This window comes from Acidobacteriota bacterium, from assembly GCA_039030395.1.
GTDB lineage: Bacteria > Acidobacteriota > Thermoanaerobaculia > Multivoradales > JBCCEF01 > JBCCEF01.
In genome coordinates this window covers 1-25648 of sequence record JBCCEF010000012.1, presented here as the reverse complement: position 1 = coordinate 25648, position 25648 = coordinate 1, and the positions used below count along the sequence as shown (strand labels likewise).

Below are 25648 nucleotides of genomic sequence, written 5' to 3'. Positions count from 1 at the left end.
GCGCCGGCCCTTGCGCTTCGGCGGAGAGGCGGTCCTGCGCAGCGACGCCCGAGGTGGGGACCGCAAGAGCGTGCGGCTCGACGGCCGTTTGCTGAACCAGGCAGAAGGTGCAGTGGTGCTCGTCCTGTGCGTCACTGAGGGAGTGGTCGTGACCGAATCCGACGAGGCCGGCGGCGAGTGCCAAGACCGCGAGAAGGGAGATGCAGCGACGGAACGCGGTGCGCTCTCCTAGGCTCCTCAGCAAATCGGTGGACTGGGACACAATCAAGAAGTGGATCACGCTTCCAAGACAGCCGTCAAGAGCCGCGCGGCGATCGGGCGGTGTCTTTCGCGGCTGGTGTAAACTCTACGGTAGTCTGCGGAGCGATTACTGATGTTCGAAGCGAATAGGCACCGGACCTCCAGCGCCTTTGGGCTGCGAATCGCGGCTTGCGCCGCGCTTCTGCTGCTCGGGCTCCACGGTGTCTCGGTCGCCGGGCATCACCACGGTGCCGACGCGGACCGCGAGTGTGAACTGTGCCACTTCGGTCAGGTCGTTGCCGTGGCGCCGGAGCCGCCGGCCGCTTCGCCGGTGGCGCCGGAAGCAGGTCTGCACATCGAAGAACCGGCCTGGATCTCCGGTTCAGAGGTTCGGAGTCTCCCTCCCTCCCGCGGTCCACCCGCCTGACATCCTCCACGCCGAAGTTTTCAAGCTACACGCTGCCCAGCCGGTGCGGACGGCGACCACCGCTGTCCCTTTCGCCGATCCGCGAACACCGCTGACGGGCGCGACCTGATGTCCGGTCATCGGCCCCCTTGCTCGACGGGCTTCGGTGATCATCACCCCGACCGAGGACGCAGGAGGAACTGGCGATGAACGTCGACCCTTCGGACAAACCGAATCCCGAGGGAGGCCACCGTTCGGGAAAGAACAACCGTGATTGGGGACCGCTGGTCTCGCTGGCCGAGCGCTCGATCCTTCGCTATCTCGCCCTGCCGACGCTGGCCGCCGGTGGTCTCGCGTGGGTGACGAGGAGCTGGAGCGACAGCGCTTTCTTTTTTCTCATCTTTGCCGGTGATGTGCTCACCGCCGGCGCTACTGCCGGATACAGCCAAGCGGGTGAGATGTCGATGTCCGACCGCATCAGAGCGCTGGTGCGGATCCTGATCGTTTTGATTGCGGTGATCGATCGCACCATGGGCCCGGCGGCGAACCACCCGGCGTACATCAGCGTCATCGGCATCGCCCTGGCGGTCGGGGGCATCGCGATGCTGCAGCTCGCCGCCGCCGCCTTCCGGCGGGCGGAAACCCCGATCTTCGTCACCGCCGCGCCGACGGTACTGGTGCGTGACGGCGTTTTTCGCTATCTGCGCCACCCGGGCTACGTGGGCCTGGTGTCCGTCACCGTTGGCGCCGTGTTGCTGCTGCGCAGCCTTTGGGCCGCGGCGATCGCACTGGTCGTGTACGGCATCTGGCTCGGCATCCGGATTCGCCGCGAAGAGGCTTGGCTGCGGGAAATCTTCGGTGCCGAGTACGAAGCCTGGGCGGCGCGGACCCGGCGCTTCATCCCGTTCGTTTTCGGCCTGATGATGACGGTGGGGGTGGCGCGGTGACGTCTCCCGACGGAAGAGCTGGACAAACGAACCCTTGTATTGATATAAAAGCATTCATGCAGTTGTCTATAAAAAGTGCGAGCCGAGGAAGCGGCCCGTTGGCCATGCCGTGAAATTCGACTTCTCTTCTTGATCGGCGTAGAGTCTGCATCTCATGCGAAGAATTCGATCAGCGAATGGACGACACATCGCACTCGCGGTGGGTGCGTTGCTCGTTCTCGTTTCCTTCGCAGCGAACGCAGCGGTGGAGTTTGCGCACGACCACGCGGTGCAGGCCGAACACAACTGCGTTCAGTGCCGTTTGCAGTCCGAGGTCGCGGTGGATCCGGGCACGCCGGATCTGCTCGGATTCTCGGCGTTGGTTGCCGCAGCTCCCCGAGCGGTGCCCTTCGCCCTAGACGATCCGAATGCCTCGCCGCCCACCTCGCGCGGCCCTCCCACCTAGTCCCCACCCGTTTTCTGACCCTTTCGGTCACCCATTCCGCCACGCAGAGTCCTGCGGAGGGTGACTCACAGCCCCTGTCGGTGATCCACCGGCCCCGCTGCCGACCTCCCGATGGGCAAGGTCTAGAAGCCATCTAGTTCGCCGGAGTCTCATCCGGCAAGGCCAGATACCGAGGCATTGCGCTCGCACCTTGCGGGTGGCATCGCTTCGGCTCAGGAGACCCATGACGTGACGGTCTCGAATCACGCTGCCTATTCCGGGGCGGTGGTCTTCGACCAGATCGTGCGGTGGCGCGCCAGCGACCATCCCGAGCGCACGGCGTTTCGTTTCCTCGCCCGCGGTGAAGAACTCGTCGAAGAGCTGACCTATGGCGAGCTCGACCGCCGGGCGCGGGCGCTGGCGACGCGCCTACAAGACACCGGCCAAGCCGGCGACCGGGCGCTTCTGATTCTGCCTCCCGGTCTCGACTTCGTCGTGGCTTTCGTCGGATGTCTGTATTCCGGTCGGATTGCCGTTCCGCTGTCGCCGCCGCGCCCCGGCCGTAGCTCGCCGGCGCTCGAAGCGGTGCTGGCGGACGCTCGGCCGCGCTGGTTGCTCGACGATGGCGGCGTGGTCGGTCGAGGGAAGCGGCTCTACCCTGAGCTGGAGGCGCTGGAGTCGATCTCCGTCGGTGACCACGACGACCGGGGAGACTCGGACGGCCCGCGATCCGACGGGCGTTTCGGTGACGCCGATGCGGACGCCGTGGCTCTGATCCAGTACACCTCCGGTTCGACCCGACGGCCGCGCGGGGTGGTGGTTCGCCACCGCAACCTGCTGCACAACCAGGAGCAGATCCGCGCCGCCTTCGGTCAGTCCGAGCGCTCGGTGGTGGTGAGCTGGCTGCCGCTCTACCACGACATGGGGCTCCTGGGCGCGGTCCTCCAGCCGCTCTACTGCGGCGCCACCTGCGTTCTGATGCCGCCCGCCTCCTTCGTTCAGCGGCCGCGCCGCTGGCTGGAAGCGATCGATCGCTACCGCGGTACCACCAGCGGCGGTCCCGATTTCGGCTACGCCCACTGCCTGCGGCGGATCCCTCCGGACGACCGTGCAGGCCTGGACCTGTCGTCTTGGCGGGTCGCCTTCAACGGCGCCGAGCCGGTGCGCGCCGACACCATGAACGATTTCGCCGAGGCGTTCGCACCGGCCGGATTCGACCGCTCGGTGTTCTTCCCCTGCTACGGCTTGGCGGAGGCGACCCTGTTCGTCACCGGCGGGGAAGCGGGCTCCGGCGCTCGGGTCGAGAGGTTCGATTCGTCGGCCCTCGAAGGACACCGTGCCGAGGCTTCTCGCGCCTCCGATGGGCGCCCGCTCGTCGCCTGCGGCCGGCCGCGCGGCGACCAGCGTGTCGCCGTGGTCGAGCCGCTCCACCGGCAGCCGCTGCCGAGCGGACAGGTGGGGGAAATCTGGGTGAGCGGCGAGAGCGTCGCGGCCGGTTACTGGGGTCGCCGGCGGGAAACGGCGCGCACCTTCGGCGCCCGCTTGGTCGGTGAGAGCGAAGGGCGGACCTACCTGCGCACCGGCGATCTCGGCTTCGTCGACGAGGCCGGCGACCTGTTCGTCGCCGGCCGGCTGCTCGATCTGATGGTGCTGCGCGGCCGCAATCTCCATCCGCACGACCTAGAGGCCATCGCCACGGCCTCGAAGGGCGTCGGCGGAGCGGCGGCCTTCGAGGCCGAGGTCGAGGGCGACCCTCGGGCGGTGGCCGTCATCGAAGTCGGTCGCCGACCCCGGCCCGACGAAGTGGCCCGGGTCTCGGCCGCCGTGCGTGCGGCGATCGCCGCGGAGATGGAGGTGGCCGCCGTCGTCGTTCCGGTGAGCGCCGGCGCCATTCCCCGAACGACGTCGGGCAAGGTCCGGCGGTCGGCGTGCCGGTCGGCATGGCTCGCCGGCGATCTGCCCGTCGTCGAGCTTCCCGCCGTGGATTCGGCCGCCGTCGAGCGGGTTTTGCTCGCCACTTCCGTGGACGGGGTGCCCAAGGTGCCAGCTCCCGGCGGTGGCGCGGAGGCGTGCCGGCGGGCGGTGCTCGACTGGCTCGAAGGCGCCGCCGAAGAGTGCCTGGAAGGTGCCGTCGACCCGGAGCGGCCGCTGGTCGAACAGGGTCTCGACTCCCTCGCCGCCTCGGAGCTGGCTCACCGCATCACGCAGACCCTCGGAAGTGCGCTCAGCGCGGCCGACCTGCTCGGCGGTGCGTCGCTGGTGGCGATCGCCACGACGCTGTCGGCGGCCGCTGGCGATGCGGCCGCTCCGGAACCGCCGGGGGCGCCGGGCCGCTACCCGCTGTCGCCGGCGCAGCTCGGGCTGTGGATCGAGTGGCGCCGTGATCCCGACTCGGCCGCCCTGCACATCGCCGCCGCCGCGGAACTCGACGCGGCGACGGACGCGGATCGCTTGGCCGCGGCGGTCACCACCTTGACCGAGCGACACGCCGCTCTCCGGACGCGTTTTCCGGCGGCCGATGCCGGCGCCGTACAGGAGATTCTGGCCGAGGCCGCACCGGATTGGCAGGTGATCGAGGCCGCCGGCTGGAGCCGATCCCGCCTGCGCCGCAGCGCGATCGCCGAGGCCCACCGGCCGTTCGATCTGGCAACCGCGCCGGCGGTCCGCCTCCGCCTCTTTCGCCGGCCGGCCGGCCGCGATGTCCTGCTCCTCGCGGTGCACCACCTGGTCGCTGACCTCGGTTCCTTCACTGTGATGATCGACGAGCTCGGCGACCTGGTAGCGGACGGCGACTCGGCGCTGGCGCCGGTGGCGACCGATCCACCGGCGGTTGATCGCTGGCGAAGGAAGCGACTCACCGGCGAACGCGGAGACCGACTGCGAGGTGCCTGGCGCCGCGCCCTCGATCCGCCGCCGGAAGATCTCGATCTGGCGACGGACCGTCCCCGCCCGGCCCGCTTCCGCGGGCGTGCCGCCAGCGTGCAGCGCACCCCCAGGGATCTATCTTCGGACCTCGAGAAGATCGCTGCGGCCACCGGGGTGACTCCCTTCACGGCGCTCCTCGCCGGCTGGCGCGCGCTCCTTCTGCGACACGGCGGGGGAGGGGATTTGCTGATCGCGACCCCGTCCGCTGGGCGGGATCATCCGGCCCTCGCCCGTACGGTCGGGTATCTGGTCGAACGAACTCTCGTCCGCAACGCCGTCGGCGCCCGCGACTCCTTCGCGCAGATCGCGGCGGCGGAAGGCCAGGCGCTGCGGGGCGCGCTGGAGCGTGCCGAGGTGCCGCTGACCGAGTGGATCGGCGAGCTGCTCAGTCATTCTCTCGGGGAGCGCGATCCTTCGCGTCCGCTGCTGGCCCAGACGGTGGTCAACTGGCAAGCGGTCCGTCGTGGAGGGGCGGGGCCGCCTAGGCCGAGCAGCGGGGACTCCTCGCGTGCCGATCTCCTCGCCGGCTTCGCGCTCGGCGTGCCCGGAGTCAAGGTCCAGGCCGGCGGGCTGGGTTTGGTGTCGTTCCCGCTGGAGCGGTGCGCATGCCAGGTCGAACTCGAGCTGACGGCGGCGTCGGCGCCGGGGGGTGGGTTGCTCCTCGATCTGCTGTTTGACCGAGACCTCTACGACGCGGCAACGGCTCGGCGCCTGCTCGATCATCTTGCCAGCCTGCTGTCGGCGGCCGCCGCCGAGCCCGCCAGGCGCTTGTCGGAGCTGCCCCTGCTGTCCCTCGCCGAGCGGCGACAGCTAGCGGCATGGAATGACACCGGGGCGGGGACCGTCGGGGGTGCGCTGGTGCCGGATCGAATCGTCGCGGCCGCCCGGCGCTACCCGCAGGCCCCGGCCCTGATCGGCGAGTCGGGCGAGATGCGCTACGAAGAACTCATCGCCCGCGCCCGGGCCGTGGCGGCGCGGCTCCAGACCTTCGGAGTCGGCCCGGAGGCGGTGGTTGCGGTTGTCGGTGAGCGCTCAACGAAGCGCCTCGTCGGCTTTCTCTCGGTCTTCTTCGCCGGTGCCGCGTACCTGCCGCTGCCGTCAAGCGAGCCGTCCGCCCGGGTGGAAGCGATGCTGGCGGCGGCCCGGCCGGCGGTGATTCTCGTCGTCGATGGCGAGCCGGCTCTACCCACCGACGGCCCGCCGGTGCTGCGCTTCGCGGACGTGGGTTCCGAAGCTCCGGATGCTGCTGAAGATCCCGATTGGCGGCCGCCCAGGCTCGAGCCCGAGCATCCGGCCTATGTGCTTTTCACCTCCGGCTCGACCGGTCAACGGAAGGGCGTGATCGTCCCCCACGGCGCCCTGCTCAACCGCTTGGTCTGGATGCAGGATGCCCTTGTACTGGAGCATGGTGAGCGCGTGCTGCACAAAACGCCGGCCGGCTTTGACGTCTCGGTGTGGGAGATGTTCTGGCCGCTGATGGTGGGCGCGGCGGTGGTGGTGGCGCGGCCCGGCGGCCAGCGCGATCCGGAGTATCTGGCCGCTGCGATCGAGCGCTTCGGTGCCACTACGTTGCACTTCGTTCCCTCCCTGCTGGCTCCGTTCCTCGAAGTCGAGGACCTGCCCGAGTTGCGCTCGCTGCGCCGGTTGGTGACCAGCGGTGAGGCGCTGACCGGCGCGCACGTTGCGCGCTTCTTCGAGCGCCGGCCGGTCCGGTGCGAGTTGTTCAACCTCTACGGCCCGACGGAAGCGGCGATCGATGTGAGCTGGTGGCGCTGTGAACCGGCGGCAGGGGAGGCCGCGCCGCCGATCGGCCATCCCATCGACGGCATCCGTCTCCACGTCCTCGACGGCGAGTTCCGTCCGGTTCCGGTGGGCGTTCCCGGGGAGCTCCATATCGCCGGTGCCGGCCTGGCGCGCGGTTACTTGGGCGACCCGGTTCGCACCGCCGCGACCTTCGTGCCCGAAGCCGGTGCTTCGGAGCCCGGCGCGCGCGCCTATCGCAGCGGCGACCGGGTGCGGCGCCGGGCCGACGGCGCCATCGAGTTCCTCGGCCGCGTCGACCGCCAGGTCAAGGTGCGCGGCGTGCGGATCGAGCCGGGCGAAGTGGAGGCGGCGCTGGCCGCTGACCCGGCCGTGCGCCGGGCGGCGGTGGTGGAGATCGACGGGCGGCTGGTCGCCTACTGGGAGCCGGCCGCCAGCGAGGACACGGCAGAGGTCGCCGGCGAGGGCATCGCTGAGGATTCCCTGAGGCGTCGCCTCGGGGAGCGGCTGCCCGCCGCTCTGGTGCCCTCGCGGCTGGTGGCGATGGATCGATTGCCGTTGACCGCGAGCGGCAAGCTCGACCGGCGCTCGCTGCCGGCCCCACCTGCGGTCGCCGTCGCTGGCGAACCGCCCCGGGGCGAAGCCGAGGCTGCCCTGGCGGCGGTTTGGCAGCGGGTGCTCGAAACTCCGGTGACCGGCCGCGAGGCAAGCTTTTTTGCTCTCGGCGGCGACTCGATCCGCGCTCTCCAGGTAGTGGCCGGGGCGCGTGAATCGGGGCTGGAGTTGGTTCTCGACGACGTCTTCGGCCATCCGACCCTGGCGGCGCTGGCGGCCGTCGCCCGGCCGGCGAGGGAGTCCGGCGCGGCGGACGGAGTAGCGGAGCCCTTCGAGCTGCTGCGGGCGGACGAACGGCTTCTCGCCGAAGATCCGGAGCTCGAGGACGCCTACCCGCTGAGCCGCGTCTACGCCGGTTTGATCTTCCACTGCGGGCACAGCTCCGATTACGAGGTCTACGTCACCACCGTCCGGCTGCGCGGTCGTTTTGACGGCACCGCCCTGGCTGCCGCGCTCACCGCCCTGGTGGCGCGTCACCCGGCGCTGCGAACGAGCTTCGACCTCGGCGGTTTCCGCCGGTCTCTGCAGCGGGTTCACCGCCGGCTCACGGTGCATCCAAAGGTCGTCGACCTCCGACCCATGTCGCCATCGGAACGGCGCTCGGCACTCCAGGGCTGGCTCGCTGGCGAACCCCGCCGAGGGTTTGATTGGCGCCGTCCGCCCCTGCTGCGGGTCACTGTCCATCGCCTTGCCGAGGACGACTTCCAGCTCACCGTCGCCGAGCCGATCCTCGACGGCTGGAGCGTCGCCCGGCTGCTACGCGAGCTCCTCGAGGACTACGCCCTGCGGGCCGCCGGAGGACCGGTCACGGAGCGTCCGTCGCCCTCGGCGGCCCCACGCCACCACGTGGCCCTCGAGCTTGCGGCCCTGGAGTCGCCGGAGCCGAGCGAATACTGGTGCCGGGTGATCGCCGATGCGCCCCGCGGCCGATTGCCGGAAGCCGTTTCGCAGCATTCGGCGGGGAGAGTGCGGCGGCGGACTTCACCGGTCGTTGGCGCGGCGCTGGTGGCGGCGGCGGAGCGCCTCGCCCTACCGCTCAAGAGCTTGCTGCTGGCGGTTCATGCCGTCGTCATGGGCCGGATCACCGGCGAAGACGACGTTCTCACCGGCATGCTGTTCCACGGTCGGCCGGACCTGCCGGACGCGGACCGTACCCTCGGCCTGTTCTTGAACCCGGTTTGCCTGCGATTGCGCCTGGGGAATCGGAGCTGGGCGGACCTCGCCGCCGCCGCCGCCGCGGCGGAGCGGCAAATGCTGCCGTACCGGCGGTATCCGATGGCGGAGCTGGTGCGGAAGAACAACGGCGAGCTGCTGTTCGACGGGCTGTTCAACTTCACCCACTTTCACGTCTACCGCGAGCTCGTCGGGATCCCGGGGCTCGAGATCGTCGCCGGCGACGCCAGCGATCAGACCTACTATCCGTTGACCGCCCAGCTCCATCTCGACCACGAGTCGGGCCGCCTCGAGGTCGCCCTCGACACCCGGCCGCCGTCCGCCGGCGGACCGGACGCCGAACTGGCGGAGGAGATCGTGGAGCTTTACCTGGAGGCGCTGTCGGCGGCGGCGGCCAATCCCGCAGCCGGCCACCTGGAGCGTCCGCTGCTGGCGGCCGCCGACCGCCAGCGCGAGCGACGCTGGAACGCCACCGCCGCCGTGTTCCCGCAAGGCGACGAGGTGCTGCACGAGCTGGTCGCCAGCACCGCCCGGCGGTACCCCACCCGCGAGGCGGTGCGCTGCGGCGAGCGCGCCCTGACCTACGGCGAGCTGACCCGCCGCTTCCGCGCCCTGGCGGCCCGCCTGGTCTCGGCCGGGGTGGTAGATGAACACCCCGTCGCCGTCTGCTGCGAGCGGTCGTCCGGTCTGCTGGTCGCTCTGCTCGGCGTGGCCGCCGCCGGCGCGGCCTTTCTTCCCCTCGATCCGGAGCACCCGGAAGAGCGCCTGGCGTGGATCGCCGGCGACGCCCTGAGCGGCGGTGAGCGGCCGGTGGTGGTGGCCGACGCCGCCAGCCTGCGGCGGGCGCCCGCCCTCGCCGAACTGGCGCGCCGGGGCCTCCTGCTGCGCGTTGACGACGCCGGGAGCTACGAAAACGGCGGCGAGGGCGGCCGCCTGGACTCTCGGGTTTCGGCCGATCCGGATCGGCTGGCCTACGTCTTCTACACCTCCGGCTCGACCGGCCGGCCGAAGGGGGTGGCGGTGAGCCACCGCTCCCTGGTCAACCGGTTGCTTTGGGGGCAGGCCGAGATGCCGCTCGAGCCCGGCGAGGCCGTGCTGCACAAAACCTCGATCGGGTTCGACGTCTCTCTCTGGGAGCTGTTCTGGCCGCTGGTCGCCGGCGGCCGGGTGGTGATGGCACCGCCGGAGCGCATCGACCCCGCGTCCCTCGCCGCGCTGATTCGCGACGAGGCGATCACCACGGCCCACTTCGTGCCCTCGCTCCTGCGGCTGTTTCTCGACGACCCGGAGGCCGTCCGCTGCGGCGGCGTCCTGCGGCGGGTGGTGGCCAGCGGCGAGGCGCTGGCGCCGGACCTGGTGGCGAGATTCTTCCAGGTCTTTCCGCAGCCCGGGCCGGCGCTCCACAACCTGTACGGCCCGACCGAGGCGGCGATCGAAGTCACCGCCCACCGCTGCACGCCGGAGGACGCTGCCGGTCCGGTGCCCCTCGGGTTGCCGGTGGCGAATACCCGAATGCGCATTCTCGATCGCTTCGGCGTGCCGCTCGCCGCCGGCGTCGCCGGCGAACTGGCGCTGGGCGGCGTGCAGCTCGCTCGGGGCTACCTCGGCCGCCCGGCGCTCACCGCCGAGCGCTTCGTTCCGGATCCCCTCGCCGAAGCGCCGGGCGATCGCCTCTACCGCACCGGCGACCGCGCCCGCCGGCGGCGGGCCGATGGAGTGATCGAGTACCTCGGCCGGCTGGACGCCCAGTTCAAGCTGCGCGGACAGCGCATCGAGCCCGGGGAAGTGGAGGCGGCGTTGCTCGAGCTGCCGGAGGTGCGCGAAGCGGCCGTCGATCTGCGCGGCTCGGAACGTGACGCGCGGCTCGTCGGCTGGATTGTGCCGCGGCGCCCGCAGCCCGATCTCGCCGCCCTGCGCCGCTCGCTGGCGGCCCGCCTGCCGCACTTTATGGTGCCGGCCGAGTTGGTGACGGTGGAGGACCTGCCCCGCACCGGAAGCGGAAAGATCGACCGCCGGGCCCTGCCGGCGCCGGCCGGAGAGGCCCGCCTCGCTGAGCTGTTGGCCGCGGTGCGAGAACTCTCGGACGCTGAGGCCCGGGAACGGTTGGCGGCCGTGGGGGAGGAGCGATGAGCGCTCCGAATCGCCCGGATCTGGGGGCCGAGGTGGCGGCCCTGTCGCCGGAGAAGCGCCGCCTGCTGGAGAAGCTCTTGGACGCCGAAGGGCTCTCCCTCGGTCGCGAGCGGCCGCCCTACGAGGAGCCTGCCGACGATGCGGCGCGTACTCTCGCCGGGATCTGGCAAGAGGTACTCGAGGTCGAGCGGGTGGGCGCCCGGGATGACTTCTTCCAGCTCGGCGGCGATTCGATTTCCTGCCTGCAGATGGTCGCCCGGGCACGGTACCGAGGCCTCTCGCTCGACACCCGGGAGGTCTTCGAGACGCCGGTGCTCGGCGACCTCGCGGCGCGCGCCGAGAGGGTGAAGGGGGCTTCATCGGCGCACTCCTCGTCGGCGGGGGATCCGGAGCCCTTCACCCTGCTCGCCTTCTCCTCGGAGCGCTTGGCGCGGCTGCGGCAGGAGCATCCGGGAATCGAAGACGCCTACCCGCTGACCCCGGTCCAGGCGGGCATGCTCTTCCACGTCCTCGCCGACGAGGATCCCGACCTCTATCGCGACCACGGTCTGGCGACGGTCGTCGGCGCCCTCGACCGGGCCGCCTTCGGCCGCGCCTGGCGGCGCCTGGCGGCGCGGCATCCGGCGATGCGTACTGCCTTCCTTTGGCGCGGCGTCGAGCGCCCGATCCAGCTCGTACATGCCGAGGTGGACACCGGGATCGAAGATCTCGACCTGCGGCAACTCTCGTCGGCGGAGGTCGAGGCGCGGATCGCCGAGCGGCTCGAGGAGGATCGGCGGCGCCCTCTCGAACTCGACCGCCCGCCGCTCTTCCGTTTGACCCTGGTCCGTTGTCCGGATCGCGACGGCCGTCCCTGCCACCGTTTGCTGTGGACCCACCACCACATGGCCCACGACGCCTGGTCGCTGGTCGTGCTGGTGCGGGAGCTCCTCGCTCTCTATGGCGAGGAGGCCGGTGGCGAGGGAGCGGCGCTGCCGCCGGCTCCGGCCTTTGCGCGCCACGTCGCCCGCAGCGCAACCTTCGATCCCGAGGCATCGGAGGCCTTCTGGCGCCGCCTCTACGGAGCGGCGGAGCCGACTCCGCCGCCGGGCGATCGCGGCCCCGGCCGGCCGCCGGAGCACCGGTACTGGATTCGGCCTCTGCGCGCCGAGACCTACCGGGACCTGCGCCTGCGAAGCCGCCGGGCCGGCCTGACCGTCAGCACGGCCCTCCACGCGGCGTGGGCGTTGCGCCTTGCCTCCGCCGCTGCTCCGGCGCGGCGGGAAGTGGTGTTCGGAACGGTCGTCGCCGGCCGTCCCGCCGACCTGCCGGGAGCGGAGGCGATGGTGGGTCTCTTCATCCACACCCTGCCGCTGCGCCTCGAGCTGCCGCCGAACCGCCCGTTCGGCGAATGGCTGGCGGAGGTGCAGGAGCGGGTTCACGAGTTGCGCGCCCACGAGCAGACGCCGCTCACGGTGGTGCAGCGCTGGAGCGGCCGGGGTCGTGAGCCGCTGTTCGAGACGGTGCTGGTGGTGCAGAACGTCTTCACCGGCGACGCCTCGGGCGCCGGCCTCGCGCTCGCCGGCTTCGAGCTGGCCGGGCACACCCACTATCCGCTGCTGCTGCGCGCCACGCCGGGTGAAGCGCTCTCCCTCGAGGGTCTCGCCGACGGTGCGCGGGTGCCGGAGACGGAAGGTCTGTTGAGCGACGTCGAGTGGCTGCTCGGCGAGATCGCCGCCTGCGATGGGGACCGGCCCCTCGGCGATCTGCTGACCGCCGTCCAGGCCCACCTGGCGCAGGCCGGGGAGGTCGCTCGCGGCGCCTACCGGCGGGCGGGTCTTGAACGCCTGCGCGCCGCTGCGGCGAAAGCCATCGATCGAGACCAAGAGACCGACAAGGAGATTCCCTCATGACTCAGAAGCCGAGCCTCGCCGGCCTGGGAAGCATTCGCCCCCGGACGGTCACCGTCGACTCCGAACTCACCGTCCGCCGCTCCACTCTTCCGGGTTTGGCCGAGTTGCCGCTATTGATCGAGCCAGAAAGAACCGGCGGCGATTTCGCGGCCTGGGCCCGCGGCCAACGGGCAACCTTCGACCGCGAGCTCGCCACCGCCGGCGGCATCCTCTTTCGCGGCTTCCATATCGACGGGCCGGAGGGGTTCCAGCGTGCCGTTGAGGCGCTGGGCGGCGAAGCCCTCGAGTACAAGGAGCGGTCCTCGCCGCGGAGCGAGGTATCCGGGCGGGTCTACACCTCCACCGACTACCCGCCGGATCAACCGATTTTTCTCCACAACGAGAATTCCTACGCGCACCGCTGGCCGGCGCGGATTTTCTTTTTCTGTGACATCGAGCCCGATGAGGGAGGCGCCACCCCGCTCGCCGACGTGCGCCGGGTGTACGACCGGATCCCCGAGGAAATGCGTCGCCGCTTCGAGGAGCGCGGCATCCTCTACCGGCGAAACTTCAGTGACCTGGTCGGTCTGTCCTGGCAGACCGTCTTTCAAACCGATTCCCGCGAAGAGGCCGAGGGCTATGCCACCGCCGCCGGCTACCGGATCGAGTGGCTCGCCGGCGACCGCCTGCGCACCGAGCGGCGGGCGCCGGCGGTGGTGCGGCATCCGGGCACAGACGAGCCGATCTGGTTCAACCACGGCACGTTCTTCCACCTCTCGACGCTGCCGGACGCCGTGCGCGAAGGGTTGGAAGCGCTGTTCCCGCGCGAGGAGCTGCCCAACCACACCTACTACGGCGATGGCAGTGAGATCGAAGCCGAGACGATGGCTGCTCTACGCCAGGCATACCGCGACGAGACCATCTCGTTCCCCTGGCGCCGCGGCGACCTGCTGATGCTCGACAACATGCTCGTCGCCCACGGCCGCGAGCCGTTTCGCGGAGAGCGCCGGATTCTGACCGCGATGACCGAGCCGATCGAGGCCGCGGAGCTGCCGGAGACGGCGCCATGACCGTGACCTCGCCTCCGACCCTGGCCGGCTATCCGCTGTCGCCTCAGCAGAGCCGACTGTGGTCGCTGCCGGGGGGCCGTGATCGGCGAACGGTGCTGCGCCTCGAGGTCACAGGGATGGCCGACGGGGCGCGACTGCGCGGAGCGCTCGAGGAAGCGGTGCGGGCGCACGAGGTGCTGACCGCGGCCTTCCGCGAGCCACCGGAGCTCGGTGTGGCGGTGCAGGTTCCCGGCGAGCTGTCGCCGGAGGTCACGCTGCTCGCTCTCGGCGATGGCGGCGAGGAACCTACGTCGGCCGTCGAGCGCCTGTGGCGGCGAGAGCGGGAGGCCGGTCCTGGGCCGCTGCGGGCAGCTCTTGCGCCTCTCGGCGACGGCCGCTGGGCGGTGGTCGTGGGGATGGCGTCCCTCGGCGCCGATGCCGCTTCCGCCCGCGCCTTGGCCGCCTCGCTGGCGGCGGCGCTGGCGGGCGAACTCGAGCCGGGTATCCAGTATGCGCAGTACGCCGCCTGGCTGGAGGAGATGGCGGCCAGCGAGGAAGGACGACAGGCGGCGGCCCACTGGCAGGGCCTGACGCCCGCGCCGCCGCCGCGGCTGCCCCTCGCCGGCCGCGGGCCGCGCCCGGGAGGGCGCTTGCGAGTGACCGTGCCGCTCGCCGAGGCGGCCCTCGACGAGCTCGAGACGGTCGCTCGCCGGGCCGCCGGCAAGGGGGCCGAGGGGGCCATCTGGCCGGCCCTGTGGAGCGAGCTGCTGGTGCGCTTCGACGCCTCCCCGGCGGCCGGGCCGTGGAGCCTCCGAATGATCGCCGAGAGCCGGCGTTTCGCCGAGCTGGAGGGAATGCCGGGGCTGCTGGAGCGGGACCTGCCGGTGATCGCGGAACCGGCCGGTGGCGAGGCGGTCGCCGTAGCGGTCCGGCGGTGGCAGGAGCGGCTGGCCGAGGCGGAGGAGTGGGCCGACGGTTACGCGGCCGCCGGGCGCGATGCCGGCGGCATGCCGAACGGCCAGGCGGTCGGCTTCGAGCGGGTGGAGCTGGGCGACGCTTTCGAGGCCGGCGAGGCGACGGTGCGGGCGGCGGACGTCGAGTGCGAAGTGGCGCCTATTGCGCTGCGCCTGCGCCGGGTTGCCTCCGCCAGAGGCGGCTCCCTCGAGTTGGTCGCCGACGGCGAAGTGTGGGCCGAAGCGGCGGTCGAGGAGTTGGCCGCTGCGTTGGCGTCCCTCGGCCGACAGGCGCTCGACCGGCCGGAGGTACCGCTCGGCCAGCTCTCGGCGGTGGGCGAGGCGGCCGGCCGCCGGCTGCTCGCCTGGAGCCGGGGGGCCGACCCGGTGGAGTTCGTCCCGGTCCCTCGGCGGATCGCGGCACTAGCGGCCCGCCGGCCGGCGGCACCGGCGGTCGAAGATCCGGAACTGGGCACGCTCACTTATGAAGAGTTTAGGCGGCGAGCCGCCGCGGGTGCGCGCCTCCTCCGGCGCAAGGGAGTTCGCGACGAAGACATCGTCGCAGTGCTCGCTTCGCCGGGCGCACCCGCGGCGGTCGCAGTGTTCGCCGTCCTCGAAGCCAGGGCCGCTTGCCTGCCCCTCGATCCCGAACACCCGCCGGCACGGCTCGCCCATGCGGTTCGTGACGCCGGCTGCCGGCTGTTGGTGAGCGCGGCGGATCAGCCGGTGCCCGAGGTCCTCGCGGAACTCGAACGGGTCGACCTGGCCGATTCCGCCCTCGCCGAAACCGGTGACGGCAGCGAGACGGAAGGGGAAGAGGCCGGGTCTCCAGCACCCTGTGCGGAGTCCCTCGCGCTGGTGATCTACACCTCCGGCTCGACCGGTGAGCCGAAGGGGGTGATGGTGCCGCACGGCGCGCTCGATGCCTATCTCACCTGGGCGCGAACCACCTATGCCGCGGAACCTGGCCCGGTGCCGCTCCACGGCTCCCTCGCTTTCGATCTTGCGGTCACCAGTCTACTGACGCCGCTCCTCGCCGGGGGGACCCTGGTGCCGGTGCCGCCGCGGCCAGGAGCCGAGGGATTGGTCCGGCTACTCGCCGAGCGCGACGGCTTCCGGTTCCTGAAACTGACCCCGAGTCACCTGCGGCTATTGGCCGCGGCTCGTCCGCAGGGCGCCGGTGCGCCGGCGGAGGGTCTAGTGGTCGGCGGCGAGGCGCTCCACGGTGCCGATCTTGAAGGGTGGAGCGATCGGCCGGTGTGGAACGAGTACGGTCCGACGGAATGCACCGTAGGGTGCATCGCCGGACGCGCCGGCGACAGCCCCTGGCAGAGCGACGCGGTGCCGATCGGCGCTCCCATCGCCGGTGCCCGAGCGCACGTCCTCGACCGGGTCGGGTCACCGGTGCCTGCGGGAGCCGCCGGTGAGCTCTATGTCGGCGGTTCGGGGGTCACCCGCGGCTACCTCGGACGACCGGGGCAGACCGCCGTGCGCTTTCTCCCGGATCCATTCGCCGGTGAGCCGGGCGCCCGGCTCTACCGCACCGGCGATCGCGCCCGTTGGCTCCCAGACGGACAGCTCGAGTTCCTCGGCCGCGCCGACGACCAGATCAAGGTGCGCGGAGTCCGCATCGAGCCGGGGGAGGTCGAGGCCGCCCTGGCGACGCATTCAGGGGTCGTGGAGGCCGCGGCGGCGCTGCACGGTGACGGTAACGATAGCGGCGCCGATGTGCGGCTGGTCGCCTTCTACGTGCCGACGAGCCCGGAGTCTCCGGTCGCGGTGGGCGACCTGCGCGCCCACCTCGCTGCCTGGCTGCCGGAGCCGGCGCTACCGGCGGCCTTCGTACCCCTCGCGGCGCTGCCGCGCACCGCCGCCGGCAAGCTCGACCGCGCCGCCCTGCCCGAGGCGGGAGCGCAAGCCGGCGGTGACGGCGGCATGCCCCGAACCGTCGAGGAGGAGCTTCTGGCGGCGGCCTGGTGCCGCGCCCTCGGCATCGACCGGGTTGGCATCGACGACGATTTCTTCGCCCTCGGCGGCGACTCCATCCGAGCCATTCCGGCGGTGTCCCTGGCTCAAGAGCGGGGCATCGAACTCACCCTTCCGGACCTCTTCGAGCACCGCACCGTCCGCCGTCTGGCGGCCGCCCTGGCGGAGCGCCGCCCGGCGCCACCGGCGGCGCCGCCGGAACCCTTCTCGTGGCTTACGCCGGCCGATCGGGAGCGCTTGCCGGACGGGCTTGAAGATGCCTATCCGCTGTCGCGCCTGCAGGCGGGGATGATCTTTCATCTAGCGGCGCGTCCGGAGGCGGGTCGCTACCACGATGTCTTCTGCTACCAGCTACGGGTCGATTTCGACGCCCGGGCTCTCCACCGCGCCGTCGAACTGCTGGTCGCTCGCCACCCGGCGCTGCGCACTCGTTTCGACCTGACCGGTTTTTCCGAACCGCTCCAGCTCGTCGAGCGGCGGGGCGAGGCGGCCCTCGAGATCTTCGACCTGCGCCCGACTCCGGCGTCAGAACGGCCGGCTCTGGCCGCGGACTGGATCGAGCAGGAGCGGCGGCGCGGTTTCGACCCGACCCGACAGCCGCTGATCCGCCTCGCCGTGCACCGCTGGAACGACGACGAGATGCAGCTCTCCGTCAGCTTCCACCACGCCATCCTCGACGGCTGGAGCGACGCCACGCTGCTCTTGGAACTGGCCCTGGGCTACGGCCGGCTGCGGCAGGGGTTCGAGCCCCTGGAGACGGTACCCGCCAGCCGACATCGGGACTTCGTCGCCCTCGAGCGGCAAGCCCTGGAGGACGGCGAGCACGAGGCGTACTGGCGCCGAAGGCTGACCGGGTTGGCGTCGGCGGAATTGCCGGGCCGGGTGCGGCGCGAGGGAAAGGCCGGCGCCGAGGAGGCCGGCTCCTCGCTGTCGGCGCCGCGCTGGCTGACGGTACCGGTGGCGCCGGAATTGTCCGACGGCCTCGAGCGGACGGCGCGCCGAGCCGGCGTGCCGCTCAAGAGCGTGCTCCTCGCCGCCCACCTGCGCGCCCTCGCCGTCTTGACCGGCGAGCCCGATGTCGTCACCTGCATCACCGTCAACGGCCGGCCGGAGAGTGCCGATGGCGAGCGCGTTCTCGGGCTGTTTTTGAACAGCATGCCGCTGCGCCTGCGGCTCACCGGCGGGCGTTGGATCGACCTCGCCCGGCGCGCCTTCGAGATCGAGCGCACGGCGCTGCCCTTCCGGCGCTACCCGCTGAGCGAGATCCAGCGACTGACCGGCGGAGTGCGGCTGGCCGAGGCGAGCTTTTATTTCACCAACTACCACCTGATGTCGCGCCTCGACGAGCTGCCCGACCTCGAGGTTCTCGACATCGACTTCCACGAGGCGACCAGCTTCCCGCTAGTGGCGAACTTCCATGTCGATCCCTTCACCCATCGCGTGCGGGTCGAGCTGACCTTCGACCGCGAGCGTTTCGGCCGCGAGCAATCGAACGTCGCCGGCGAAATCTACCGGCAGGTGCTGGAAGCGGTCGCCGGCGAGCCCGAAGGGCGTCACGAGACCCTCTGGCCCCTCGGCGACGAGGAGCGGCGCCGGCTGGCCGCCTGGAGCGGTACCGAGGTCGAGGCGTCGCCCAGCGCGGAGATGGTGGCCGAGCGCTTCTTCGCCCACGCCGCGAAGGCGCCGGACGCGGCGGCGCTGATCTCCGCCGACGGTGAGACCTGGAGCTACCGCCGCCTGGCGCGGCGGGCTGGCGGTTACGCCCTGCGCCTCCAGGAGGCGGGCGCCGGCTGCGACCGGGTGGTGGCGATCGATCTGCCGCGCGGTCCGGAGGCGGTAGCGGCGATTCTCGGAACCTTGGCGGCGGGCGCCGCCTACTTGCCTCTCGACCGATCCCATCCCTCCCGCCGCCGAAGTGCCCTCGCCGCGGACGCCGGGGTGGTCGCGGTGATCGTCCCGGATGCCACCGCGCTCGGCCTAGGCCGTGACGAGATCGCGCCACCCACCGGCGCCGAGGTCGTCGCAAGCGCTTCGGTCGTGGGCGCCGAGGTGGAGCCCCGGAGCGTGCCGCCGGAAGCGCTGGCCTACGTGCTCTACACCTCCGGCAGCAGCGGCCGGCCGAAAGGAGTCGAGGTGTCGCGCGCCGCCCTCGCCACCTATCTCGATCGCGCCGGCGAGCACTACGGCTCCGGCGGCGAGGCCCTCAGCGCCGTCGCGGGGACCTCTCTCGCCTTCGATCTGACGGTCACGTCCGTCCTCCTGCCCCTGGTCACCGGCGGCTCGGTGCGTCTGGCGGCCGAGGGTGTCGGGATCGGCCCCCTCGCCGAAGCGGCCACAGCGGCCGGTGAGGGCGCCCTGCTCAAACTGACCCCGGCCCACGCCCGTCTGCTCGCCGAGGAGATCGATCCGGCGGCCGGTCCGGCGACGCTGATTCTCGGCGGTGAGGCGCTCGACGGCTCGGCGCTGGCGTCCTGGCGGCAGCGGGCGCCCGAAACGCGGGTGTTCAACGAGTACGGACCGACCGAGGCGACGGTCGGTTGCATTGTGCACAGCATCCGCGCCGCCGACCTGGGCGACGGCGCTGTGCCCATCGGTCGGCCGCTGCCGGGGGTGCGGGCGGTGGTCAGCGACGCCTTCGGCCACCCGGCGCCTCCCGGCGTGGCCGGCGAGCTCCGCCTGGGCGGGCAAGGCCTGGCGCGCGGCTACCGCGGCCGGCCGGCGCGCACCGCCGCCGCCTTTGTGCCCGATCCCGCCGCCACCGAGCCGGGCGCCCGAATGTACCGGACCGGCGACCGGGTTCGCTTCGCCGCCGACGGCGAGCTCGAATATCTCGGTCGCATCGACCGCCAGGTGAAGGTGGCGGGCGTCCGCATCGAGCCGGGGGAGGTCGAAGCGGCGCTGTGCCAGAGCCCGAAGGTCGCCGCGGCGGTGGTGGCGGGGCGCCCCGGCGCCGATGGCGAGATGCGCCTGATCGCTTGGGCGGTCCCGGCCGACGATGGCCTGCCGTCTCTCGAAGCGCTGCGCCGCCATCTCGCCGACAGGCTTCCGGAGGCGATGGTGCCGGCGGCCATCGTGCCGCTGGCCGAGTTGCCCCTCGACGACCGCGGCAAGATCGACCTGGCGGCGCTGCCGTCGCCGGAGTCGGCACGGCTGGGCGTGCGCACGCCCTATGTGGCGCCGCGGGACGAGCACGAAGAGGTGCTCGCGGCCCTCTGGGCTCAGGCGTTGGGCGTTGAGCGGGTGGGGATCGACGACGACTACCTGGAACTCGGCGGCGACTCGATTCGCAGTCTCCAGGTGGTGGCCAAGGCGCGCGAACGAGGCCTCGCCTTCGCAATGGAAACGCTCTTCGAGCAGCGCTCCGTTCGCCGCTTGGGGGCGGCCCTACGACGGGGCGAGATGGCGACCGCGGCGCTGCCCGATGTGGCCCCCTTCGCGCTGCTTTCGGCGGCCGATCGGGAGCGCTTGCCGGAGGGGCTCGAAGACGCCTTTCCCCAGGCTCGGCTGCAGGCCGGCATGCTCTACCACCGGGAAGCGGCGCCGGGCAGTGGCGTCTACCACGACGTGGTGCAGCTCCACCTGCGTGCTCCCTATGACGGCGAGGCCCTCAAGGGCGCCCTCCATTCGGCTTTGGAACGCCATCCGGCGCTGCGCCTCACCTTCGACGGTCGCTCCTTCGACGAGCCGCTCTGCCTGGTGCACCGCCGGCCGGTCGTCGACCTCGAGGAAGTCGACCTCACCGGGCTGGATCCGGAAGAGGGGCAGCAGCAGGCCGCCGCCTGGGCCGCCGAAGAGCGCCGCCGCGGCTTCGATCCCGAGCGGCTGCCGCTGTTGCGCTTCGCCGTCCATCGCCACGGCGACGGCAGCTTTCACTTCGCCCTCAGCTTCCATCACGCGATCATCGACGGCTGGAGCGACGCCAGTCTGCTCACCGAGCTGGCGCTGACCTACCGGGCGCTGCTCGCCGGCGAGGCGATCGAGGGCGAGCCGCTCGCCACCACCTATCGCCACTTTGTCGCTCTCGAGCGCCGGGCCCTGGCCGACGAGGCGACTCGCGACTTCTGGCGCAGCCGCCTCGCCGGCGCCGAGCCATTCCGGCTACCGCCGCTGAGCGCGTCCGACAGCACGGCGCAGGAAGACGTCCAGACGGCGCAGGCCGGCGAGGTTCTCGACCTGCCGGTGCCGCTCGGCGGCGAGCTGTGCGGTCGGCTCCAGGAAGTCGCCCGCGATGCCGCGGTGCCGCTCAAGAGCGTGCTGCTGACGGCGCACCTGCGGGTGCTCGCCTGGCTCAGTGGCGGCGACGAGGCGGTCACCTGCCTGACCTCCAGCGGCCGTCCGGAGAGCGCCGACGGTCAGCGGGTGCTCGGTCTCTTCATCAACAGCATGCCGCTGCGCCTTCGGTTGGGCGACGGGAGCTGGCGGGATCTGGTGCAGCGGGTCTTCGCCGCCGAGCGCGAGACGCTGCCGCACCGCCGCTTCCCCTATGCCGACACGCGAAAGTTCTTCGGCGGCGAACCTCCCTCCGAGGCGAGCTTCTACTTCACCCACTACCACGTCTTCCGCCGCCTCGAGCGGTTCGACGAGCTGGAGGTTCTGGGTGCGCGCGTCGACGAGCAGACCAGCTTCCCGCTGGTGGCGAACTTCCACCTCGACCCGGACAACGCCGAAGTCGACTTTCATCTCTCGTGCGATCGGGAGCGGATCGACGGTGCCGCCGCCGAGCGGCTAGCGGAGGCCTACCGCAGCGTGTTCGAGACCATCGCCGGCCAGGCCGAGAAGCCTTGGCGGGAGCTGTCCCTACTGTCCGCCGCCGAGCGGCAGGAGCTGGCCGGTTGGTCCCGGGGCGGCTCACTGGCGTCGTCCGGGGAGAAGTCGTTCGGGAATGCGTGGCTGGAGGAGCGCCTGGCTTCCTGGTGGCAACGGCAAGAGGATACGCCGGCGGTGACCTGGGCCGGGGGCGTTTGGAGCCGCGCCCGGTTGGCGCGGGAGGTGCGGGCGCGGGTGGAGCTTCTGCGTTCGGCCGGCGTCGGCGCGGAGGCGGTGGTGGCGGTGGACCTCGATCGTTCGCCAGAGCTGTTGGCGTGGCTGCTGGCGGTGGTCACCGCCGGCGGGGCCTACCTGCCGCTCGACGGCCGTCAGCCGCGGCTGCGCCGCAGGGAGCTGGTGGCGGTGTCCGGCGCCGGCTGGCTGGTGGCTTCGAAGGAGTGCTGGGAAGAGGGCGATCCGCCCGGCGTGATGCGCCTCGAGCCCACCGCGCCGGAAGCGGCGGACGCCGCGCCGGGAGTCGAACCGGTGCCGGTGACGGTACCGACGCCTTCGGAGGCTCTCGCCTACGTGATCTACACCTCGGGTTCGAGCGGTCGCCCGAAGGGAGTGATGGTCAGCCGCGGCGCCCTCGGCGAGTACCTGGTGCGGGCAGCCGATCGCTACGGGGAAGGCGGCACTTGGTTGGTGCAGACGCCGGTGGCCTACGACCTGGCGGTGACGGGGCTGTGGCTGCCGCTTCTGACCGGCGGTCGGGTGGTGTTGGCGGCGGAGCATCCCGGAGCCGCGGTGGGGGCTTTGGTGGCGCCGGGGGAGGCGGAGCGGTTCAAGCTGACGCCGGGCCAGGCGCGGCTTCTCGGGGAGTTTCTGGAGCCGGAGGAGGTCGCCGGGAGGCGCTGGGATCTGGTGGTCGGCGGCGAGGCGCTGTCGGCTCCCGACGTAGCCTGGCTTTCCGCCGGCGCCGCGGGCAGCCGGGTGCACAACGAGTACGGTCCCACCGAGGCGGTGGTGGGCTGCACCGTGGCGAGTTGGGACGGGCCGGAGCTGGCCGGGCTGTCCGGGTCCCTATCCATCGGGATTCCGATGCGCGGCTGCCGGTCGGAGGTGGTGGCTCTCGGCGGGGACGGCGAGCGGGTGCCGGCGGGAGTGCCCGGGGAGCTGTGGATGGGCGGCTCGGGGTTGGCCCGAGGCTATCTGGGCAACCCGCGATCGACCGCAGAGCGCTTCGTGCCGGACCCCTATGGCGACGTCCCGGGGGCGCGGGCCTACCGGACCGGCGACCGGGTTCGATGGCGGCGGCAGAGGGACGGTCGAGCGGAACTCGAGTACCTGGGCCGACTCGACGATCAGCTCAAGGTGCTCGGCGTGCGGGTGGAACCGGGAGAGGTGGAAGCGGCGCTGGTGGCCGAGCCGGAGATCGCCGCCGCGGCGGTGGCCGGGCGGGGCTCCGGGGAGACTGTGCTCTACGCCTGGGCGGTGGCCGCCGAGGGCATCGAAATCGCCGGCGAGGCCGGCGAAGAGCTCGCTGCCAAGGTGATCGATCGCCTCGCCGAGCGCTTGCCCCAGGCCTTGGTTCCCGCCCGCATCGCGTTCCTTCCGAACCTTCCCCTCACCGCCGCCGGCAAGGTTGACCGCCGGGCGCTGCCGGAGCCTGGGATGGACCCGGCGGAGGATCACCGGAGGCCCGAGGGCGAGCTGGAGGAGGCGTTGGCCGAACTCTGGAGCGAGGTGCTGGAGCACCCCGTCGTCGGGCGCGATGCCCGATTCACCGACCTCGGCGGTCACTCCCTGACCGCCACCCGGCTGGTGGTGCGGGCGCGTCGTCGATTCGAGGTCGAGACCCTCGGTCTGCGGGATCTCTACGATCACCCAACGGTGGCCGCCCTGGCGCAGCGGATCGAGGCGCTGCGGTCGATCGGCGCCGCCGCGGCGGTGGCGCCGGCCGCGGGAGATCTCGACAGCGAGCGGGAGGTGGGGGAGCTTTGACCGCCACCTCCGTGCGCACCGCCGACGGGCTCCTCGCGGAGCTCGGGCGCCTGGACGTCCGTCTTTGGCGCGAGGGTCATCGGCTGCGTTTCGACGCGCCCGCCGGCGGCTTTCCGGAGCCGCTGCGGCAAGAGGTGCGCCGGCAGCGGCAGGCACTTCTGGATCTGGTGCCGGACCGTCCCCCCATCGTGCAGCCTGAGACTGCGGAAGCGGGCGAAGGCCCCCAGTCGTTCGCCCAGGAACGCCTCTGGTTCCTGCGCGAACTCGACCCGGCGAGCCCCACCTACCACGTTCCCGCGCTTCTCGAGTTCACCGGTGCGCTGCGGCCTGCCGCCCTGGCCGCGGCGGTAAGGGCGGTGACCGCCGCGCATCCCGCGCTCTCGACGGTCTTCTCCGTCGATGCGCGCGGGATGCCCCGCCAGCGGGTGGTTGCGGATGCCTCGGCCTCCCTCCGGCGGCTCGACCTCGCCGCGCTGCCGCCGGCAGCGGCCGAGAGCGAGGCGATCCGCATCGTCGCCCACGAAACGGCCCGGCCGTTCCGCCTGGAGGACCGGCCGGCGAGCCGCTGGCATCTGCTGCGGCTGGCCCCGGACCGCCACCGGCTGCACGTGGTACTCCACCACCTGGTGGCCGACGGCTGGTCCTTGGGACTGCTCCTCGAACAGATCGCTGCGGCCTATGGTGCCACCCGCTCCGGACGGCCGATCTCGCTGCCGGCTCCGGCGGTGACCTATCTCCGGTACGCACGGCAGCAGCGCCGGCGCTGGGCGGCGGGAGAGCTGGAGCCGGAGCTGGCCTTCTGGCGGCAGCGGCTGGCCGGGCTGCCGCGTCTCGATCTGCCGCCGCCGGAGGGACCCGCGGAGGCCGACGGCCGCCTGGCGGTCCGCTGGTCCGCGGCGCGGGCTCGGCGGCTGGAGGACCTGGCGCGGCGCCTCGGAGTGACGCCCTTCGCGGTGATCCTCGCCGCCTTCCAGATCCTCCTGGGGCGGCTGTCCGGCCAGGTGGACTTCGCCCTGGGGACCCCGGTCGCCGGTCGGACGCGGGCGGAACTCGAGGGCCTGGTGGGCCTGCTGGTCAACACCCTGGTGCTGCGGGCGGACCTGTCCGGGCGGCCCGGCCTCGGCGAAGCGGCCCGGCGAGCGGCGGAGGTCCTCCTCGCAGCGCAGGAGCACCAGGAGCTGCCGTTCGAGCGCCTGGTGTCGGCTTTGGCGCCGGCCCGCGAGGCCGAAGAGACACCGCTGATCCGGGTCCTGATCGCCTTGCAGCCGCCGCTGCCGACGCCATCCCTCGACGGCGTGGAACTGCGGTCACTACCCCTGGCGCCGGGGGCGGCCCAGATGGACCTGCTGCTGGCGCTGGCTCGGAGCCCGGAAGGCTATGAGGGCTACCTGGAGCATCGCGGGACCCGGGTGTCGGCGCGCGCCGCCGGGCGCTGGCTGGAGGCCCTCGAAACCCTCTTCGATGCTGCCCTGGCCGACCCCGACCGGGCGTTCGATCGCCTGCCCCTTTTGAGCGCCTCGGAGCGCCACCGCCTCACCGTCGAGGCGCGACCCGTCGCCCCGGTCGGAGAACGAGCCGCGGACGGCCTCTGGCAGCGTTTCGCCGCTCACGCCGCCGCCACTCCCGAGGCACCGGCGCTGTCCGGCATCGGGCCGACCCTGACCTACGGCGAACTCGCCGACCGCGCGCGTCGACTGGCCGGCGCGCTCGCCGCGATGGGCGTTGGGCGCGGCGACCGGGTCGGCATCTTGCTCGAGCCGACGCCGGGGGCGGTGGTGGCCATGGTCGGCGCCGCGGCGGCGGGAGCGGCCTACGTTCCCATCGACCCCGAATACCCGTCGGAGCGGCGCGCGCTGCTCCTCGACGATGCCGCCCTCTCCGCCCTCGTGCGAGCGGAGCCGGGATCCACCGCGCAGCCCAGCCCCGAACTCGCAGTCGATGCCGCCGGGCGTCTCTTGAGTCCGACCACCGCGCCGGCCGCGGAGCCGGAACCCGCCCGCGGGGACGACCTGGCTTATCTGATCTACACCTCCGGCTCGACCGGCCGGCCGAAAGGGGTGGCGGTCAGTCATCGGCAGGTCTTGCGGCTGTTCGACACCGCCTGCCGGCCGGAGGCCTTCGGCGAAGGTGCCTTCGGCCCCGACGACGTGTGGAGTCTGTGTCACTCGCTGTCCTTCGACTTCTCGGTCTGGGAGATGTGGGGTGCCCTGCTCCATGGTGGCCGGCTGGTGCTGGTGCCGCGCTCGGTCACGCGCCGCCCGGAGCAACTGCTCGATCTGCTCGAGGGCGAGGGCGTGACCGTTCTCCGTCAAACGCCTTCGGCCTTCCGGCTGCTGCAGCAGGGGCTGGCCGATCCTTCTTCAGTTGGTGATAATAACGGCCTGGAAGGGCGGCCGCGGCCGGCGCCGGCGCTGCGCT

The 25648-nt window shown here is 72.0% G+C and carries 9 protein-coding genes; all 9 read left to right on the top strand.

Annotated elements, in window-relative coordinates:
• Positions 1 to 10 precede the first annotated feature (10 nt).
• Complete coding sequence (locus AAF481_12625) at positions 11 to 232, top strand: hypothetical protein (GenBank protein ID MEM7482012.1); 222 nt, start codon at positions 11 to 13, stop codon at positions 230 to 232.
• A gap of 141 nt (positions 233 to 373) precedes the next feature.
• Positions 374 to 667 carry a hypothetical protein gene (locus tag AAF481_12620; protein MEM7482011.1) on the top strand — a complete coding sequence of 98 codons (294 nt, stop codon included), beginning with the start codon at positions 374 to 376 and terminating at the stop codon, positions 665 to 667.
• Between the two features lie 185 nt (positions 668 to 852).
• On the top strand, positions 853 to 1593 hold the full coding sequence (locus AAF481_12615; protein MEM7482010.1) for an isoprenylcysteine carboxylmethyltransferase family protein: 741 nt from the start codon (positions 853 to 855) through the stop codon (positions 1591 to 1593).
• 208 nt (positions 1594 to 1801) lie between these two features.
• Positions 1802 to 2038, top strand: a complete 237-nt coding sequence (locus AAF481_12610; protein ID MEM7482009.1) for a hypothetical protein — start codon at positions 1802 to 1804, stop codon at positions 2036 to 2038.
• Between the two features lie 228 nt (positions 2039 to 2266).
• Complete coding sequence (locus AAF481_12605) at positions 2267 to 10621, top strand: amino acid adenylation domain-containing protein (GenBank protein MEM7482008.1); 8355 nt, start codon at positions 2267 to 2269, stop codon at positions 10619 to 10621.
• The gene (locus AAF481_12600; GenBank protein ID MEM7482007.1) at positions 10618 to 12513 is read left to right on the top strand and encodes a condensation domain-containing protein; all 1896 of its coding nucleotides are present in this window, start codon (positions 10618 to 10620) and stop codon (positions 12511 to 12513) included. The genes AAF481_12605 and AAF481_12600 overlap by 4 nt, the downstream gene beginning before the upstream one ends.
• The gene (locus tag AAF481_12595; protein MEM7482006.1) at positions 12510 to 13562 is read left to right on the top strand and encodes a TauD/TfdA family dioxygenase; all 1053 of its coding nucleotides are present in this window, start codon (positions 12510 to 12512) and stop codon (positions 13560 to 13562) included. The genes AAF481_12600 and AAF481_12595 overlap by 4 nt, the downstream gene beginning before the upstream one ends.
• The gene (locus AAF481_12590; GenBank protein MEM7482005.1) at positions 13559 to 23230 is read left to right on the top strand and encodes an amino acid adenylation domain-containing protein; all 9672 of its coding nucleotides are present in this window, start codon (positions 13559 to 13561) and stop codon (positions 23228 to 23230) included. The genes AAF481_12595 and AAF481_12590 overlap by 4 nt, the downstream gene beginning before the upstream one ends.
• Positions 23227 to 25648 (top strand): condensation domain-containing protein (locus AAF481_12585; protein MEM7482004.1); only part of this gene is annotated, 2422 nt, incomplete at its 3' end. The genes AAF481_12590 and AAF481_12585, both read left to right, overlap by 4 nt.